The sequence below is a fragment of the Nocardioides dilutus genome (assembly GCF_054779555.1).
Genome location: NZ_BAAGYA010000001.1, coordinates 1,500,378 through 1,516,548, shown reverse-complemented (window position 1 = coordinate 1,516,548; position 16,171 = coordinate 1,500,378). Strand labels below are relative to the sequence as shown.

The window sequence follows — 16,171 nt, the reverse complement described above, 5'->3', positions numbered from 1 at the left end:
CGAGAACTCCGGACATTACCCAGCGAAGACTGCACAAGCGCAACGGCACGCCACCCTCCCCGTCACAGCAAACGACTTGAACCATAGATGGGCGGCTCTGCGGTTCACCATGGCCTGTTCAGGCCAGTCGCGACTAGTACTTGTCGACCGTCGTCCCGTTGATGAAGGACGCCTTGGCGCCGAGGAAGAAGATCCCGGGGTAGGTCTCGAAGCCGAGGCTGGGGTTGTCCCTCAGCGTGGAGTCCGACAGCGTCATCGTGCCGGTGCGGTCGTTGGAGACGAAGAAGATGGCGCCGCCGCCCTCGCGGGCCTTGTTGCCCTCCATCAGCGCCCGGTCGAGCCGCAGCGTGAAGCTGTTGCCGTCGAGGTAGATGGCGCCGCCGCTGCCGCCGCCCGGGGTGCCGGGTTGCGCCGGGTTGGCTCCGTGGCCGATGGCCCGGTTGCCTCGGAAGACGCTGTCCCTGATCCGCCAGGACACCCCGATGCTGCTCAGCGCGGACCCGTTGGAGCAGCGGCCCCGGGTGAAGGTGCTGCGCACCACCCGCACCGGCTTGGCCGACCAGTGGCTGAGCACTCGCACCGCGGCACCACCGAGGTCGGGCCCGGTGCGGTCACAGCGGTTGCGGTCGAACTCGCTGTCCACGATCTTGAGCCGGCCGCCCCTCACGAACAGCGCACCGCCCCCACCGCCCTCGGCCGTCTCCCCGGTCGAGTCTCCACGGACGAGCCGGAGCCCGCGCAGCACCAGCAGCGGGTCCTTCTGGTCCTGGCAGTGGTCGGTGGTCCACACCTGCTTGGGATCGCAGGTGTTCTGGTAGAGGATCCGGCGCTCGCCGTCGCCGCTCAGGGTCACCAGCCCGCCGCCGTCGATGACCGTCACCGGGTTGGTGTTGACCACCTTGGCGGTCCGCCTCATCACGATCGTCACCGGGTCCGGGCCGCAGTCGAACGAGATCGAGCCGCCTGCCTTCACCGCGCGCACGACCGCCCGGGACGTGCAGGAGCCGGGGCTGCCGTCGCCGACCACCCGCTCGGCCACGGCCTTGGCGCCGGGCTCCGGGGCGGCGGCGCCGGGTGGTGCGGCCACGAGCGCGGTCAGGCCGAGCAGCAGCGCTCCGAGCCCGACCCTCACAGGTCCAGGCTAGGCCCTGTCCGCCGCGGTCCGGTCCCTGCGGTCCTTGGCGAGGCTGAGGACGGTGGTGACGCCCAGGATGCCGACGATCGCGATCAGCGAGAACCAGATCGGGATCTCCGGGGCCCACTCGATGTGGTGACCGCCGTTGATGAACCCCAGCTCGTTCTCGTGCATCGCGTGCAGGATCAGCTTGACGCCGATGAACGCCAGCAGCACGGCCAGCCCGTAGGAGAGGTAGACGAGCCGTTGCAGCAGGTCGCCGATGAGGAAGTAGAGCTGGCGCAGGCCCATCAGCGCGAAGATGTTGGCGGTGAAGACGAGGAACGGCTCGCGGGTGAGACCGAAGATCGCGGGGATCGAGTCGAGGGCGAACAGCAGGTCGGTCATGCCCAGCGACAGCACGACGATGAACATCGGGGTCCAGAGCCGCTTGCCGTTCTCCTTGACCGAGAGCTTGACGCCGTTCCACTTGTCGGTCACCGGCAGGTGGGTCTGGGCGTAGGTCACGATCCGCGGCTGGTCGTAGTGCTCGCCGTCCTGGTCGTCGTCCTTGGCCAGCTTGTAGGCGGTCCACACCAGGAACAGCCCGAACAGGTAGAACACCCAGCTGAACTGGTTGATCGCAGCCGCGCCGACGCCGATGAAGATGCCGCGCATGACCAGGGCGATGACGATGCCGATCAGCAGGGCGGTCTGCTGGTACTGCCGGGGCACCTTCAGCTTGGTCATGATGATGATGAAGACGAAGAGGTTGTCGATCGACAGCGAGTACTCGGTCAGCCAGCCGGCGAAGAACTCGCCGCCGTAGCGGCCGCCGTAGAACACCCAGATGCCGATGCCGAACGCGATGGCCAGACCGATGAAGAACGCCAGGTGCCGGGCGACCTCACGCGTGTTGGGCTCGTGCGGGCGGCGGCCGACGACGAACACGTCGATGAGCAGCAGGGCGGTCGTCACCGAGATGGTGACGGTCCAGACGAGGGGTGAGACATCCACGGGCGGGAACTCCTGGCGGGGTGAGGGGACGGGGGACCGTCAGAGGTCTCTTCCGCCATCGGTGCCCACTTCGGCGCCCATGACCCGCGGGCCCGGAGCTTGCGCTCGTGCTGACGATCCCGCGGCGGAGGAATACTCCCCTCTTCGGGAGCAGTCTGACACGGGCAGTGCGCTCAGCTCTCAACGATGTCGTCGAGGGCGGAGAAGATCCGCTCCGTCACCTGGTCGACCTCGCCCATGCCGTCGACCTCGATGAGGATGCCGCGGCCGCGGTAGACGGCGAGCAGCGGCTCGGTCTGCTCGGCGTAGACCTGCATCCGGCGGCGGATGACGTCCTCGGTGTCGTCGGCCCGGCCGTCGGTCTCCGCGCGGCGCAGTAGCCGCTCGACGACCGCGTCCTCGTCGACGGTCAGCGCGACGACGGCGTCCAGGCGGTGGCCGGTGAACTCGACCATCCGGTCGAGCTCCTCGACCTGCGCGACGGTGCGCGGGTAGCCGTCGAGCAGGAAGCCGGCGATGGCGTCGGGCTCGTCGATCCGGTTGCGCACCATCAGGTTGGTGAGCTCGTCAGGGACATACTCGCCCGCGTCCATGAAGCGCTTGGCCTCGACCCCCAAGGGCGTGCCCTGCGAGACGTTGGCGCGGAAGATGTCCCCGGTGGAGATCGCCGGGATCTTGAAGTGGTCGGCGACGTACTTCGCCTGGGTCCCCTTCCCGGCACCGGGCGGACCCATGATCAGAAGCCTCAACGAAGGAACCCTTCGTAGTTGCGCTGCTGGAGCTGGCTCTCGATCTGCTTCACGGTGTCGAGGGCAACGCCGACCATGATGAGGATGGAGGTGCCGCCGAAGGGGAAGTTCTGGTTCGCGTTGATCAGCACGAGCGCGATCAACGGGATCAGGGCAACGAGACCGAGGTAGACAGCTCCTGGCGCAGTGATGCGGGACAGGACGTAGGACAGGTAGTCCTCGGTCGGCTTGCCCGCCCGGATCCCGGGGATGAAGCCGCCGTACTTCTTCATGTTGTCGGCCACCTCTTGAGGGTTGAAGGTGATCGAGACGTAGAAGTAGGTGAAGAACACGATGAGCCCGAAGTAGAGGGCCATGTAGAACGGGTGGTCGCCGGTGACGAAGTACCTGCTGACCCACTCGATCCACTTCGAGTCGCTGTTCTGGTTGAACTGCACCGCCATCGCGGGCAGGTAGAGCAGCGAGGACGCGAAGATGACCGGGATGATGCCGGCCTGGTTGACCTTGAGCGGGATGTAGGTCGAGGAGCCCCCGAACATCTTGCGGCCGACCATCCGGCGGGCGTACTGGACGGGGATCCGGCGCTGGGCCTGCTCGATGAAGATGACCGCGGCGACGATGACGAGCCCGATGACGAGCACGACGCCGAAGGTCCACGGGCCCTGCTGCTGGGCGACCTGCCACATCGCGCTCGGGAAGGTGGCGATGACCTGGCAGAAGATGAGGATCGACATGCCGTTGCCGACGCCACGCTCGGTGATGAGCTCGCCGAGCCACATAATCACCGCGGTGCCGGCGGTCATGGTGACGACCATGACCAGGAAGGTCTGGGTGTCGTTGCTGTGCAGGAGATCCTTGGGGCAGTTCTGCAGGAGGTTGCCCGAGCGGGCCAGGGCCACGATGCCGGTGGCCTGGAGCAGCGCGAGGCCGAGCGTGAGGTAGCGCGTGTACTGCGTGATCTTGGTCTGGCCGGACTGGCCCTCCTTCTTGAGGGCCTCCAGCCGCGGGATCACCACCACCAGCAGCTGCAGGATGATGCTCGCGGTGATGTAGGGCATGATCCCCAGCGCGAAGATCGTCAGCTGGAGCAGCGCGCCGCCGCTGAACAGGTTGATCAGGTTGTAGATCCCGCTGTCCTGGTCGTTGAGGCAGGACTGCACGTTGGCGACGTTGACGCCCGGCGCGGGGATCTGAGAGCCGGCCCGGAAGACCACGACGATCAACAGGACGAACAGCAGCTTGCGCCGCAGGTCCGGGGTCCGGAACGCGTTCACGAACGCCTTCAGCACGAGATTCCTACCCCTTCAACCGTTTGATCCGCGGCGATTCGGCGCCGGCCGCCGGCCCCCGAGGACCGAGGGTCAGCCTAACAACGTCTCAGGAACGTCTCAGACGACGGTGGTGGTTCCCCCGGCGGCCGCGATCTTCTCCTGGGCCGAAGCCGAGAAGGCGTTGGCCGAGACGTTGACCTTCACCGAGACCTCGCCCTGGCCGAGCACCTTGACCGGCTCGTTCTTGCGGACGGCGCCCTTGGCGACCAGGTCGGCGACGGTCACGTCGCCACCCTCGGGGAACAGCTCGCTGATCCGGTCGAGGTTGACGACCTGGAACTCGACCTTGAACGGGTTCTTGAAGCCCTTGAGCTTCGGCAGCCGCATGTGGATGGGCATCTGTCCACCCTCGAACGACGCCGGGACCTGGTAGCGGGCCTTGGTGCCCTTGGTGCCACGGCCCGCGGTCTTGCCCTTGGAGGCCTCACCGCGACCCACGCGGGTCTTCGCGGTCTTGGCCCCCGGGGCGGGGCGCAGGTGGTGCAACTTGAGAGTCATGTGACTAGTTCACTTCCTCGACCGTCACGAGGTGACGGACGGTGTGGACCATGCCCCGGATCTCCGGGCGGTCCTCCTTGACGACCACGTCGCCGATCCGCTTGAGACCGAGCGTGCGCAGGGTCTCGCGCTGGTTGGCCTTGCAGCCGATGGTGGACTTCTTCTGCTGGACCTTGAGCTGCGCCATCAGACGGTCACCTCCGCGGGTGCGGCAGCGGCAGCCGCCTTGCCCTCGTCACGGGCCCGGAGCAGGGCCGCCGGGGCGACCTGCTCGATCGTGAGGCCGCGACGAGCGGCGACGTCCTCGGGCTGCTCCAGCATCCGCAGCGCCTCGACGGTGGCGTGCACGATGTTGATCTGGTTGGACGAGCCGAGCGACTTGCTCAGGATGTCGTGGATGCCGGCGCACTCCAGCACGGCGCGCACCGGACCACCGGCGATCACACCGGTACCGGGAGCGGCCGGGCGCAGCATGACGACGCCCGCGGCCTTCTCGCCCTGGACGGGGTGCGGGATGGTGCCCTGGATGCGAGGCACCCGGAAGAACGCCTTCTTGGCCTCCTCCACGCCCTTGGCGATGGCGGCCGGCACCTCCTTGGCCTTGCCGTAGCCGACACCGACCATGCCGTCGCCGTCGCCGACGACGACCAGGGCGGTGAAGCTGAAGCGCCGACCACCCTTGACGACCTTGGCGACGCGGTTGATCGCGACGACGCGCTCGAGGTACTGGCTCTTCTCCTGGCCACCGCGACGGTCGTCGCGACCGCCGCGGCGGTCACCACCGCCGGTACGGGCTCCGCGCTGCGGTCCGCTCATGCCTGGGTCTCCATCTCGTACGTCGTGGTGTTGCTGTCGAAGTGAGTCATCAGAACTTGAGCCCACCTTCGCGAGCGGCGTCCGCCAGTGCGGCGATCCGGCCGTGGTACTTGTGTCCGGCACGGTCGAAGACGACGCCCTCGATGCCGGCAGCCTTGGCCCGCTGGGCGACGAGCTCGCCGACGGCCTTCGCCTTGGCGGTCTTGTCGCCCGAGCCGGCGCGCAGGTCGGCCTCCATGGTGGAGGCGTAGGCCAGCGTGCGGCCCTGGAGGTCGTCGACCACCTGGACGGTGATGTGCTTGGACGACCGGGTGACGACCAGACGCGGCCGCTCCTCGGTGCCTGCGACCTTCTTGCGGCCTCGCACCTGTCGCCGCAGCCGGGACCTGGTCCGGGCGTGCGTGTGCTTGCGGTTCTTCAGCGAGATCGCCATGTCACTTGCCTGCCTTTCCGACCTTGCGTCGGACGTGTTCGCCGGCGTAGCGCACGCCCTTGCCCTTGTAGGGCTCGGGCTTGCGGAGCTTGCGGATGTTCGCGGCGACTTCGCCGACGAGCTGCTTGTCGATGCCCTGGACACCGAGCTTGGTCTGGCTCTCGACGGCGAACGTGATGCCGTCCGGGGCGTCGAAGATGATCGGGTGGCTGTAGCCGAGCTGGAACTCGAGCTGCGTCGGGCCCTTGGAGAGCACGCGGTAACCCACGCCGACGATCTCGAGCTTCTTCTCGTAGCCCTCGGTGACCCCGACGACCATGTTGTTGACCAGCGTCCGGGTCAGGCCGTGCAGCGACCTGCTGGTCCGCTCGTCGTCAGGGCGCTTGACGTCGAGGACGCCGCCGTCACCCTTCTCGACGACGATCGGAGCGGCCACGGTGTGACTCAGGGTGCCCTTGGGACCCTTCACCGTCACCAGCGGTCCGTCGATGGCCACGTCAACCCCCGAGGGGACCGGGACGGGGAGCTTGCCGATTCGCGACATTGCTGTTCTTCCTCCTGGTCTCTCTCGTCACCAGACGTAGGCGAGGACTTCCCCACCCACGCCCAACTTGTTGGCCTTGCGGTCGGTCAGCAGACCCTGGCTGGTCGAGATGATCGCGACACCGAGACCACCGAGGACCTTGGGCAGCCCGGTGTGCTTGGCGTAGACGCGCAGGCCGGGCTTGCTGACCCGGCGGACGCCGGCGATCGAGCGCTCGCGGTTGCGGCCGTACTTGAGGGTGATCGTCAGCGTCTTGCTGACCTCGCCCTCGCCGGGCTCGGCAACCTCGAAGGAGGTGATGTAACCCTCCTGCTGGAGGATCTCGGCCACGCCCTCCTTGATCTTGCTGTGCGGCATCGACACGGAGTCGTGGAAGGCCTGGTTGGCGTTGCGCAGACGGGTGAGCATGTCCGCGATCGGGTCGGTCATCGTCATGGTGTTGGTGTTCCTTCTCGCCTGGTTTCCGCGCGGGACCTGTGACGTGTGATGGCTGTGCCTTGGTGGTTTGGGGTGGTTACCAGCTCGACTTGGTGACGCCGGGGAGCTCGCCGCGGTGGGCCATCTCCCGCAGGCAGATCCGGCACAGGCCGAACTTGCGGTAGACGGCCTTGGGGCGACCGCAGCGCTGGCAGCGCGTGTAGCCACGCACCGCGAACTTGGGCTTGCGGGCCGCCTTGACCCTCAGTGCTGTCTTAGCCATTACTCGCTCCTACCTCAGCGCTCTGCGAAGGGGAAGCCGAGCTGCTTGAGCAGCGCCCGCCCCTGGTCGTCGTTCTTCGCGGTGGTCACGATGGTGATGTCCATGCCCCGCGAGCGGTCGATCTTGTCCTGGTCGATCTCGTGGAACATGACCTGCTCGGTCAGACCGAAGGTGTAGTTGCCGTTGCCGTCGAACTGGCGCGGCGAGAGGCCACGGAAGTCTCGGATGCGCGGCAGTGCGAGCGAGAGCAGGCGGTCGAGGAACTCCCACATCCGGTCGCCGCGCAGCGTGGTGTGCGCGCCGATCGGCATGCCCTCGCGCAGCTTGAACTGGGCGATGGACTTGCGGGCCTTGGTCACCAGCGGCTTCTGGCCGGTGATCACAGTGAGGTCGCGGATGGCGCCCTCGATCAGCTTGGAGTCGCGGGCGGCCTCGCCCACGCCCATGTTGACCACGATCTTGACCAGGCCGGGGACGTCCATGACGTTGGCGATCTCGAACTCGCTGCGCAGCGCGGGGACGATCTCCTCGCGGTAGCGCGTCTTGAGCCGAGGGGTCACGGCCGCGGAGCGGCTGCGCGCCGACGGTGCGTCGGTGGTCTCGGTCGCCTCGGTGGCGGTGTCAGTCATGGGGTACCTCAGATGTCCTTGCCGGTCTTGCGGGAGATGCGCACGCTGCGCTCGGCGGCGTACGTCGAGCCGTCGGGACGGCGCTTGGTGACCACGTCGCGGCGGTAGCCCAGCCGGGTCACCCCGTCGCCCTCGACGAGGATGACGTTGGAGACGTGGATCGGCGCCTCGGCGGTGATGATGCCGCCGGTGTTGCCGGCCCGGCCGCCCTGGTTGACGACCTTGGTGTGCTTCTTGACGCGGTTGACGCCCTCGACGATCAGCCGCTGCTCCTCGCGGAGCACGCTGATGACCTTGCCCTCGGCGCCCTTGTCGCGGCCGGCGATCACCTTGACGGTGTCACCCTTCTTGATGCCAAGGGACTTGGGCCCACCGCTGGGGGTCTTGTCGGTCATCACAGCACCTCCGGCGCCAGCGAGATGATCTTCATGAAGCGCTTCTCGCGCAGCTCGCGACCCACCGGGCCGAAGATGCGCGTGCCGCGCGGCTCGCCGTCGGCCTTGAGGATCACCGCGGCGTTCTCGTCGAACTTGATGTAGGAACCGTCGGCACGGCGACGCTCCTTGACGGTGCGCACGATGACGGCCTTGACGACGTCGCCCTTCTTGACGTTGCCGCCGGGGATCGCGTCCTTGACCGTGGCCACGATGGTGTCACCGATGCCGGCGTAGCGACGACCGGAGCCACCCAGCACACGGATGCACAGGATCTCCTTGGCGCCGGTGTTGTCGGCGACCTTCATCCGGGACTCTTGCTGGATCACTTGGCCTTCTCCAGGATCTTGACCAGGCGCCAGCGCTTGGTCGCCGACAGGGGCCGGGTCTCCATGATCTGGACACGGTCGCCGATGCCGCACTCGTTGTTCTCGTCGTGCGCCTTGAGCCGCGCCGTCTGACGGAGGACCTTGCCGTAGAGCTTGTGCTTCACACGGTCCTCGACGGACACGACCACGGTCTTGTCCATCTTGTCGCTGACGACCAGGCCCTCACGGACCTTGCGGGCGTTGCGCTCGTCGGTCTGCTCGACCGTCTGCTCGCTCGACTGCTCACTCACTGAGCACCGTCCTCGTTGTCGTTGTTGTCACCCGGGGTGGCGCGGATGCCGAGCTCGCGCTCGCGCACCACGGTGTAGATCCGGGCGATGTCCTTCTTGACCGTGCGGAGCCGGCCGTGGCTCTCCAGCTGGCCGGTGGCCGCCTGGAAGCGGAGGTTGAAGAGCTCCTCCTTCGCCTCGCGCAGCTTGCTCTCGAGGTCGACGTCGGTCATCTCGTCGAGCTCGTGCGCCATCACCTTGTTGGCCATCAGAACTCACCAGCCTCACGGGAGATGAAGCGGCACTTCATCGGCAGCTTGTGCATCGCGCGACGCATCGCCTCGCGGGCAACGGTCTCGTCGACACCGGACAGCTCGAACATCACGCGTCCGGGCTTGACGTTGGCGATCCACCACTCGGGGGAGCCCTTGCCGGAACCCATCCGGGTCTCGGCGGGCTTCTTGGTCAGCGGGCGGTCGGGGTAGATGTTGATCCACACCTTGCCGCCACGCTTGATGTGGCGCGTCATGGCGATACGAGCGGACTCGATCTGACGGTTGGTCACGTAGTGACCCTCGACCGCCTGGATGCCGAAGTCACCGAAGGCGAGACGGGTCCCGCCCTTGGCGGCACCACGCCGGTTGGGGTGGTGCTGCTTGCGGTGCTTGACACGACGGGGCATCAGCATGGGTCACCCCTCCTGGGTCGTGGTGTCGGTGGTGGCCGCGGGGGCCTCCGCCGCGGTCTCGGTCGTGGTGGTGCCGGGCTGTCCGCTGTCCTGGGCGCCCTCACGGTCGCCGCGGGTCGGACGGGTGCCCCGGCTGGGACGCTCGCCGCCACGGGCGGGACGGGCGCCGCCACGGCCCGGGACTCCGGCGCGGGCGGCCGCCTGGGCCTGGCGCTCGGCACGGGTGCCGGCGACCTCGCCCTTGTAGATCCAGACCTTGACGCCGATGCGGCCGAAGGTGGTCTTGGCCTCGTAGAAGCCGTAGTCGATGTCGGCGCGGAGCGTGTGCAGAGGGACACGACCCTCGCGGTAGAACTCCGTGCGCGACATCTCGGCGCCGTTGAGCCGGCCCGAGCACTGGATCCGGATGCCCTTGGCACCCGACCGCATCGTCGTCTGCATCGCCTTGCGCATCGCCCGGCGGAACTGCACCCGGCCGGACAGCTGCTCGGCGACACCCTGGGCGACGAGCTGGGCGTCGACCTCGGGGTTCTTGACCTCGAGGATGTTGAGCTGGACCTGCTTGCCGGTGAGCTTCTCGAGCTCGCCGCGAATCCGGTCGGCCTCGGCGCCGCGGCGACCGATCACGATTCCGGGGCGCGCGGTGTGGATGTCGACGCGGACCCGGTCACGGGTGCGCTCGATCTCGACCTTGGAGATGCCGGCCCGCTCCATGCCCTTGGACAGGAGCCTGCGGATCGCGACGTCCTCGCCGACGTAGGCCTTGTAGAGCTTGTCGGCGTACCAGCGCGACTTGTGGTCGGTGGAGATGCCCAGGCGGAAGCCGTTGGGGTTGATCTTCTGGCCCATGACTCAGGCACCCTTCCCGTTCTTCTTGGCAACGCTCTGCTTGGTCGGCAGCGCGTCGGCCGGCTGGACCGCCAGCGTGATGTGGCTGGTGCGCTTGTTGATCCGGGTGGCCCGGCCCTGCGCACGCGGCCGCCAGCGCTTCATCGTCGGGCCCTCGTCGACCCGCGCGACCGAGACGACCAGGCCGCTGCGGTCGAGGCCCTCGGTGGTCTCGGCGTTGGCGATGGCGCTCTCGAGCACCTTGTAGATGGTCTCGGAGGCCGCCTGCGGCGCGAACTGGAGCAGCGAGAGTGCCTCGTCGACCGGCATCCCCCGGACCATGTCCACCACGCGGCGGGCCTTGAGCGGGGTGATCCGGACGAAGCGCGCGCTGGCGAACGCCCCCGGGGCGTCGCCGAGGATCGAGTCGCGGCGGGCGCTGATGCGCTGACGCTCAGTGGTGCTCATCGGCGACGGCCCTTCCTGTCATCCTTGACGTGCCCGCGGTAGGTGCGGGTCGGGGCGAACTCGCCCAGCTTGTGGCCGACCATCGCGTCGGACACGAAGACCGGGACGTGCTTGCGACCGTCGTGCACCGCGATGGTGTGGCCGATCATGGCGGGCACGATCATCGAGCGGCGCGACCAGGTCTTGATGACGTTGTGGCTGCCCTTCTCGTTCTCGGCGTCCACCTTCTTCATCAGGTGGCCGTCGACGAAGGGGCCCTTCTTGAGGCTGCGTGGCATGGCTCAATAACTCCTGCTACTTCCGACCCTTGCCGGACTTGCGACGACGGATGATCTGGGAGTCGCTGGCCTTGCGCTTGCGCGTGCGGCCCTCGGGCTTGCCCCACGGCGAGACCGGGTGGCGGCCACCGGAGGTCTTGCCCTCGCCACCACCGTGCGGGTGGTCGACGGGGTTCATGACGACACCGCGGACGGTCGGGCGCTTGCCCTTCCAGCGCATCCGGCCGGCCTTGCCCCAGTTGATGTTGGACTGCTCTGCGTTGCCGACCTCACCGACGGTGGCGCGGCAGCGGACGTCGACGAAGCGCATCTCACCCGAGGGCATGCGCAGCGTGGCGCGCGAACCCTCACGGGCCACGAGCTGGGCGCTCATGCCGGCCGAGCGGGCGATCTTGGCACCGCCACCGGGCCGGAGCTCGATGCAGTGGATCGTGGTGCCGACCGGGATGTGGCGCAGGGGCAGGTTGTTGCCGACCTTGATGTCGGCACCCGCGCCCGACTCGAGCGTGGCGAACTGCTTGAGGTCCTTCGGCGCGATGATGTAGCGCTTCTCGCCGTCGGCGTAGTGGAGCAGCGCGATGCGCGCGGTGCGGTTGGGGTCGTACTCGATGTGTGCGACCTTGGCCGGGACGCCGTCCTTGTCGTAGCGACGGAAGTCGATGATGCGGTAGGCGCGCTTGTGACCGCCGCCCTGGTGCCGGGTGGTGATCCGGCCCTGGTTGTTGCGGCCGCCCTTCTTGGGCAGCGGACGCGTCAGCGACTTCTCCGGAGTGGTCCGGGTGATCTCGACGAAGTCGGCCACCGAGGAGCCACGACGGCCCGGCGTGGTCGGCTTGTACTTGCGGATAGCCATCAGGAAACCGGTCCTCCGAAGATGTCGATGCGGTGACCCTCGGCGAGGCTCACGATCGCGCGCTTGGTGTCCTTGCGCTTGCCCAGCCCGTTGCGCGTGCGGCGCGTCTTGCCCGGCCGGTTGAGCGTGTTGACGCTGGTGACCTTGACGTTGAACACCTTCTCGACCGCGATCTTGATCTCGGTCTTGTTGGCATCCGGGCGCACCAGGAACGTGTACTTGTTGGCGTCGAGGAGCGTGTAGCTCTTCTCGGAGACGACCGGGGCGATCAGCACGTCGCGGTGGTCCTTGTGCAGGGTGCTCACTCGGACTCCTCCTCGGCAGCGGCCTTCTTGGTCGCGGTCTTCTTGGCAGCGGTCTTCTTGGCGGCCGCCTTCTTGGCCGGCTTGTCCTCGGCCTCGGCCCCGGCCTCGGCCTCGGCGTCGGCAGCCGGAGCCTCGACCACGGCCGCGGGCCGCTCGGTCGCCGAGACGGTGCCACCCACGAACGCGTCGTAGGCGCCGCGGGTGAAGATCACGTCGTCGCTGGCGAGCACGTCGTAGGTGTTGAGCTGGTCGACGGCGACGATGTGGACCTCGGGCGCGTTGCGCAGCGAGAGCCAGGTGGTCGCGTCGGTGCGCTCGAGCACCACGAGGAACCGGGTGCGGTCGGTGATCGACGCCAGCTGGGCCAGCGCGGTCCGGGTCGACGGGGTGTCGCCCAGGCCGAACGAGTCGACGACGTGGATGCGGTCGTTGCGGGCCCGGTCGGAGAGGGCACCGCGCAGCGCGGCGGCCTTCATCTTCTTGGGGGTGCGCTGGTCGTAGTCACGCGGCTTGGGGCCGTGGACGATGCCGCCGCCCGCGAACTGCGGGGCGCGGGTCGAGCCCTGACGGGCGCGGCCGGTGCCCTTCTGCTTGTAGGGCTTGCGACCGCCACCGCGGACCTCGCCGCGACGCTTGGTCGAGTGGGTGCCCTGGCGCGCGGCAGCCTGCTGGGCGACGACGACCTGGTGGATCAGCGGGATGTTGACCTGCACGTCGAAGATGTCGGCCGGCAGGTCGACCTTGGCGACGCCGCCGCCCTTGGGGGCAGCGGTCTTCGCGGTCGCCTTCTTGGCCGGCGCCTTCTTGGCGGTCGACTTCTTGGCGGTCGACTTCTTGGCGGTCTGCGTCTCAGCCATGGTCACGCCTCCGTCTTCTTGGCGGCCGTCCGCAGCACCACGAGGCCACCCTTGGGGCCGGGCACGGCGCCCTTGACCAGGATCAGGCCGCGGTCGGTGTCGACGGCGTGGACGGTGAGGTTCTGGGTGGTCACGGTGTCGCTGCCCATCCGGCCGGCCATCCGGACGCCCTTGAAGACGCGACCCGGGGTCGCGCAGGCGCCGATCGAGCCGGGCTTGCGGTGGTTCTTGTGGGCACCGTGCGAGGACGACACACCGGCGAAGCCGTGGCGCTTCATCACACCGGCGAAGCCCTTGCCCTTGCTGGTGCCGGTCACGTCGATCTCCTCGCCGGCGGCGAAGGTGTCGACGGCCAGCTCCTGGCCCACCGAGTAGTCGGCGGCCGTGGTGGTGCGGATCTCGACGAGGTGGCGGCGCGGGGTGGTGCCGGCCTGGCCGAAGTGGCCCGCCATCGGCTTGTTGACCTTGCGGCCGTCGATCTCGCCGAAGCCCACCTGGATCGCGTTGTAGCCGTCGCGCTCGGGCGTGCGCACCTGGGTGACGACGTTGGTGCCCGCGGCGATGACGGTGACGGGGACGACCCGGTTGTTCTCGTCCCACAGCTGGGTCATGCCGAGCTTGGTGCCCAGCAGGCCCTTCACGTTGCGTTCGAAAGTCATGTCTCTGTGTCCCCTCGAGTCCTCAGAGCTTGATCTCGATGTCGACACCCGCGGGCAGGTCGAGCCGCATGAGGGAGTCGACTGTCTTTGGGGTCGGGTCGATGATGTCGATGAGGCGCTTGTGGGTGCGCATCTCGAAGTGCTCGCGGGAGTCCTTGTACTTGTGCGGCGAGCGGATGACGCAGTACACGTTCTTCTCGGTCGGCAACGGCACCGGGCCGGCGACCTTGGCACCCGTGCGGGTGACCGTGTCCACGATCTTGCGCGCCGAAGTGTCGATCACCTCGTGGTCGTAGGCCTTGAGCCTGATGCGGATCTTCTGTCCCGCCATAGGTCTCTCTCGTCCTTCTCGCTCTTGTCCTGCACCTGTGGTCCTCAGCGCGCTCCTGTCCACGCCTCAGCGGCCGACCCCCGAGGTCGGGCGTGTCGCGCTGACTTGCGGACACAAGACCGGGGATCTTGCTGTGTTGTGGGGGCCGCCCGACGCCATTCCCCTGTGTCCATTTCTGGGAGGACTTCGTCGAGCTGATCGGGTCTCACGGTTCGGTGCGGACGCACGCCGACACCTCAAACACGCATGAGACGCGATTCAGGAGTCAAGATGTGCCGCACCCCGGCAACCCGCCGGAGCAACCGGAACATCTTGTCAGAGATCCGTAGGTGTGCAAAATCCGTTCGAGGTCTAGTCTCCTGACCGTGGCGAACGAGAACACGTTCTACTTCTCGGACGTCAGCGAACCGGTCCCGGTCGTCGTGTGGGGCACGGGCAACATGGGCCGGGCCGCGATCCGGGCCGTGGCCGCCAACCCGTCGCTGACCCTGGCCGCGGTGCTGGTCAACGACCCCCGGAAGGCCGGCCGGAACGCCGGCGACCTCGCCGACCTCGACCGTGACCTCGGGGTCACCGCCACCACGGACGTCGAGGCGGCGCTCGCCACGGTCGCGGCCTGTGGGGCGGTGGCCTACATGGCCTCGGGCGACCTCCGGCCGGACGACGCGGCGAACGACGTACGCCGGGCGCTCGCCAGGGGCGCGGTCGTCGTCACCCCGGCGCTCTACGCGCTCTACGACCAGCGCAACGCGCCCCCGGAGGTGCGCGAGCCGCTCCTCGCCGCCGCGAGGCAGGGTGGCGCGTCGCTGTTCGTGAGCGGGGTCGACCCGGGCTGGGGCAACGACGTGCTGCCCGTCCTGGTGAGCGCGATGGCCGGTGAGGTCGACCAGGTCCGCTGCCAGGAGATCTTCGACTACTCGACCTACGACGCCCCGGACGCGGTCCGCTACGCCGTGGGCATGGGCGAGCCGATGGACTACGAGCCACTCATGGTGGCGCCCGGCGTCCCGACCACGGTCTGGGGCGGGCAGGTGCGCCTGCTCGCCCGCGCCCTCGGCGTGGAGGTCGAGGAGATCCGCGAGACCCTCGAGCGCCGTGCGCTGGACGAGGACGTCACCAACTCGATGGGGCTGTTCGCCCGAGGCACCCAGGGGGCGCTGCGGTTCGAGGTCCAGGGCCTCGTCGGCGGCGAGCCGGTCATCGTCGTCGAGCACGTGACCCGGATCGCGCCGGGGGTGGCCCCCGACTGGCCGGTCCCGCCCGACGGAGGGGACGGCACCCACAAGGTGGTCATCGAGGGCCGTCCGCGCATCGAGGTCAGCCTCGAGGCCACCGCCGAGGGTGGCAACCGGGCGGCCGGCGGCAACGCCACCGCAGCCAACCGTCTCGTCAACGCGATCCCCTGGCTCCGCACCGCAGAGCCAGGGCTCTACGACGGGCTCGACGTTCCGCTCTCCCCCGCCACCGGCCGGCTCGGCCGACACAGGAAGGCAACCGCATGATCATCGAGGTTCCGCAGGGCCAGGACCCGCTCATCCACGTCTGGGGCGTCATGGTGCCCGGCATCGGACCGGCCGCGGCCGCGTTCGCGCAGGCGGTCTACGACCACAGCACCCTCGGGCTCCGCGAGTTCGAGGCGGCCCGGCTGCGGATCGCCCAGATCAACGGCTGCCTGTTCTGCCAGGACTGGCGCACCGAGCGCGACGGCGCCAAGGTCGAGGACGACTTCGCCGAGGCCGTGGACGCCTGGCGGACGACCGAGGCCTTCGACGACCGCACCCGCCTGGCGGCCGAGTACGCCGAGCGCTACGCCCTGGACCACCACGGGATCGACGACGACTTCTGGGGCCGGATGAAGGCGGCGTACTCCGACGCGGAGATCGTCGAGCTGTCCATGTGTCTGGGCTCGTGGCTCTCCTTCGGCCGGCTCAACCGGGTCCTCGGGCTCGACGAGGTCTGCGTGCTGCCGTCGCACTACCAGCAGCAGGGTGCGACCCGGGGATAAGCGCCGCCCCCCACTTCGCGGGTTCGCTCGCGCTCA

General features: G+C 68.4%; 27 protein-coding genes. 2 read left to right on the top strand and 25 right to left on the bottom strand.

Annotation, left to right across the window (positions count from 1 at the left end; all coding sequences use genetic code 11):
• Positions 1 to 133: 133 nt before the first annotated feature.
• From ACYVC6_RS07385 to rpsJ, 25 genes are all read right to left on the bottom strand, one after another.
• A complete protein-coding gene (locus tag ACYVC6_RS07385) occupies positions 134 to 1,132 on the bottom strand; it encodes a hypothetical protein (RefSeq protein ID WP_460712490.1) in 999 nt (332 codons plus the stop codon).
• Between the two features lie 9 nt (positions 1,133 to 1,141).
• Complete coding sequence (locus tag ACYVC6_RS07380) at positions 1,142 to 2,131, bottom strand: TerC family protein (RefSeq protein WP_460712488.1); 990 nt, start codon at positions 2,129 to 2,131, stop codon at positions 1,142 to 1,144.
• 173 nt (positions 2,132 to 2,304) lie between these two features.
• Positions 2,305 to 2,880, bottom strand: coding sequence for an adenylate kinase (locus ACYVC6_RS07375; protein WP_460712486.1), 576 nt, complete (start codon positions 2,878 to 2,880; stop codon positions 2,305 to 2,307).
• Positions 2,877 to 4,169: a preprotein translocase subunit SecY gene (gene secY / locus ACYVC6_RS07370; RefSeq protein ID WP_460712484.1), complete on the bottom strand. Its 1,293-nt coding sequence runs from the start codon at positions 4,167 to 4,169 to the stop codon at positions 2,877 to 2,879. Before secY ends, ACYVC6_RS07375 begins: the two co-directional genes overlap by 4 nt.
• Positions 4,170 to 4,268: 99 nt before the next feature.
• Positions 4,269 to 4,709, bottom strand: coding sequence for a 50S ribosomal protein L15 (rplO, locus tag ACYVC6_RS07365; RefSeq protein ID WP_460712482.1), 441 nt, complete (start codon positions 4,707 to 4,709; stop codon positions 4,269 to 4,271).
• 4 nt (positions 4,710 to 4,713) lie between these two features.
• Positions 4,714 to 4,896 carry a 50S ribosomal protein L30 gene (gene rpmD, locus ACYVC6_RS07360; RefSeq protein WP_460712480.1) on the bottom strand — a complete coding sequence of 61 codons (183 nt, stop codon included), beginning with the start codon at positions 4,894 to 4,896 and terminating at the stop codon, positions 4,714 to 4,716.
• A complete protein-coding gene (rpsE, locus tag ACYVC6_RS07355) occupies positions 4,896 to 5,525 on the bottom strand; it encodes a 30S ribosomal protein S5 (protein WP_460712478.1) in 630 nt (209 codons plus the stop codon). Before rpsE ends, rpmD begins: the two co-directional genes overlap by 1 nt.
• A 49-nt stretch (positions 5,526 to 5,574) precedes the next feature.
• A complete protein-coding gene (gene rplR, locus ACYVC6_RS07350; protein WP_460712476.1) occupies positions 5,575 to 5,958 on the bottom strand; it encodes a 50S ribosomal protein L18 in 384 nt (127 codons plus the stop codon).
• A 1-nt stretch (position 5,959) separates the two neighbouring features.
• Positions 5,960 to 6,502, bottom strand: coding sequence for a 50S ribosomal protein L6 (gene rplF, locus ACYVC6_RS07345; protein ID WP_460712474.1), 543 nt, complete (start codon positions 6,500 to 6,502; stop codon positions 5,960 to 5,962).
• 27 nt (positions 6,503 to 6,529) lie between these two features.
• Entirely contained in the window at positions 6,530 to 6,937 is a 408-nt protein-coding gene (gene rpsH, locus ACYVC6_RS07340) for a 30S ribosomal protein S8 (protein WP_460712472.1), read from the bottom strand.
• 79 nt (positions 6,938 to 7,016) lie between these two features.
• Positions 7,017 to 7,202 (bottom strand): type Z 30S ribosomal protein S14, encoded by a 186-nt coding sequence (locus tag ACYVC6_RS07335; RefSeq protein ID WP_028636399.1) that lies wholly within the window; start codon positions 7,200 to 7,202, stop codon positions 7,017 to 7,019.
• 14 nt (positions 7,203 to 7,216) lie between these two features.
• Positions 7,217 to 7,831, bottom strand: coding sequence for a 50S ribosomal protein L5 (gene rplE, locus ACYVC6_RS07330; RefSeq protein ID WP_460712470.1), 615 nt, complete (start codon positions 7,829 to 7,831; stop codon positions 7,217 to 7,219).
• A gap of 8 nt (positions 7,832 to 7,839) precedes the next feature.
• A complete protein-coding gene (rplX, locus tag ACYVC6_RS07325) occupies positions 7,840 to 8,226 on the bottom strand; it encodes a 50S ribosomal protein L24 (protein ID WP_460712468.1) in 387 nt (128 codons plus the stop codon).
• Positions 8,226 to 8,594 (bottom strand): 50S ribosomal protein L14, encoded by a 369-nt coding sequence (gene rplN, locus ACYVC6_RS07320; protein ID WP_460712466.1) that lies wholly within the window; start codon positions 8,592 to 8,594, stop codon positions 8,226 to 8,228. The genes rplX and rplN overlap by 1 nt, the downstream gene beginning before the upstream one ends.
• Positions 8,591 to 8,884 (bottom strand): 30S ribosomal protein S17, encoded by a 294-nt coding sequence (gene rpsQ, locus ACYVC6_RS07315; RefSeq protein WP_460712464.1) that lies wholly within the window; start codon positions 8,882 to 8,884, stop codon positions 8,591 to 8,593. The genes rplN and rpsQ overlap by 4 nt, the downstream gene beginning before the upstream one ends.
• Positions 8,881 to 9,132: a 50S ribosomal protein L29 gene (rpmC, locus tag ACYVC6_RS07310; RefSeq protein WP_460712462.1), complete on the bottom strand. Its 252-nt coding sequence runs from the start codon at positions 9,130 to 9,132 to the stop codon at positions 8,881 to 8,883. The genes rpsQ and rpmC overlap by 4 nt, the downstream gene beginning before the upstream one ends.
• The gene (gene rplP / locus ACYVC6_RS07305; protein ID WP_460712460.1) at positions 9,132 to 9,551 is read right to left on the bottom strand and encodes a 50S ribosomal protein L16; all 420 of its coding nucleotides are present in this window, start codon (positions 9,549 to 9,551) and stop codon (positions 9,132 to 9,134) included. The genes rpmC and rplP overlap by 1 nt, the downstream gene beginning before the upstream one ends.
• Before the next feature lie 3 nt (positions 9,552 to 9,554).
• Positions 9,555 to 10,400, bottom strand: coding sequence for a 30S ribosomal protein S3 (rpsC, locus tag ACYVC6_RS07300; RefSeq protein WP_460712458.1), 846 nt, complete (start codon positions 10,398 to 10,400; stop codon positions 9,555 to 9,557).
• A gap of 3 nt (positions 10,401 to 10,403) precedes the next feature.
• Complete coding sequence (gene rplV, locus ACYVC6_RS07295; protein ID WP_460712457.1) at positions 10,404 to 10,847, bottom strand: 50S ribosomal protein L22; 444 nt, start codon at positions 10,845 to 10,847, stop codon at positions 10,404 to 10,406.
• On the bottom strand, positions 10,844 to 11,125 hold the full coding sequence (gene rpsS, locus ACYVC6_RS07290) for a 30S ribosomal protein S19 (RefSeq protein WP_460712455.1): 282 nt from the start codon (positions 11,123 to 11,125) through the stop codon (positions 10,844 to 10,846). The genes rplV and rpsS overlap by 4 nt, the downstream gene beginning before the upstream one ends.
• A 16-nt stretch (positions 11,126 to 11,141) precedes the next feature.
• Positions 11,142 to 11,978, bottom strand: coding sequence for a 50S ribosomal protein L2 (rplB, locus tag ACYVC6_RS07285; RefSeq protein ID WP_460712453.1), 837 nt, complete (start codon positions 11,976 to 11,978; stop codon positions 11,142 to 11,144).
• Positions 11,978 to 12,283: a 50S ribosomal protein L23 gene (gene rplW / locus ACYVC6_RS07280; protein WP_460712451.1), complete on the bottom strand. Its 306-nt coding sequence runs from the start codon at positions 12,281 to 12,283 to the stop codon at positions 11,978 to 11,980. The genes rplB and rplW overlap by 1 nt, the downstream gene beginning before the upstream one ends.
• Positions 12,280 to 13,140 carry a 50S ribosomal protein L4 gene (gene rplD / locus ACYVC6_RS07275; protein ID WP_460712449.1) on the bottom strand — a complete coding sequence of 287 codons (861 nt, stop codon included), beginning with the start codon at positions 13,138 to 13,140 and terminating at the stop codon, positions 12,280 to 12,282. Before rplD ends, rplW begins: the two co-directional genes overlap by 4 nt.
• 2 nt (positions 13,141 to 13,142) lie before the next feature.
• Complete coding sequence (rplC, locus tag ACYVC6_RS07270; protein ID WP_460712448.1) at positions 13,143 to 13,799, bottom strand: 50S ribosomal protein L3; 657 nt, start codon at positions 13,797 to 13,799, stop codon at positions 13,143 to 13,145.
• Between the two features lie 22 nt (positions 13,800 to 13,821).
• Positions 13,822 to 14,130 carry a 30S ribosomal protein S10 gene (gene rpsJ, locus ACYVC6_RS07265; RefSeq protein ID WP_008360994.1) on the bottom strand — a complete coding sequence of 103 codons (309 nt, stop codon included), beginning with the start codon at positions 14,128 to 14,130 and terminating at the stop codon, positions 13,822 to 13,824.
• Between the two features lie 365 nt (positions 14,131 to 14,495).
• Here rpsJ and ACYVC6_RS07260 point away from each other — a divergent pair, with 365 nt between their 5' ends.
• Positions 14,496 to 15,632 (top strand): NAD(P)H-dependent amine dehydrogenase family protein, encoded by a 1,137-nt coding sequence (locus tag ACYVC6_RS07260; protein ID WP_460712446.1) that lies wholly within the window; start codon positions 14,496 to 14,498, stop codon positions 15,630 to 15,632.
• Positions 15,629 to 16,135, top strand: a complete 507-nt coding sequence (locus ACYVC6_RS07255) for a carboxymuconolactone decarboxylase family protein (protein ID WP_460712445.1) — start codon at positions 15,629 to 15,631, stop codon at positions 16,133 to 16,135. The genes ACYVC6_RS07260 and ACYVC6_RS07255 overlap by 4 nt, the downstream gene beginning before the upstream one ends.
• Positions 16,136 to 16,171 lie beyond the last annotated feature (36 nt).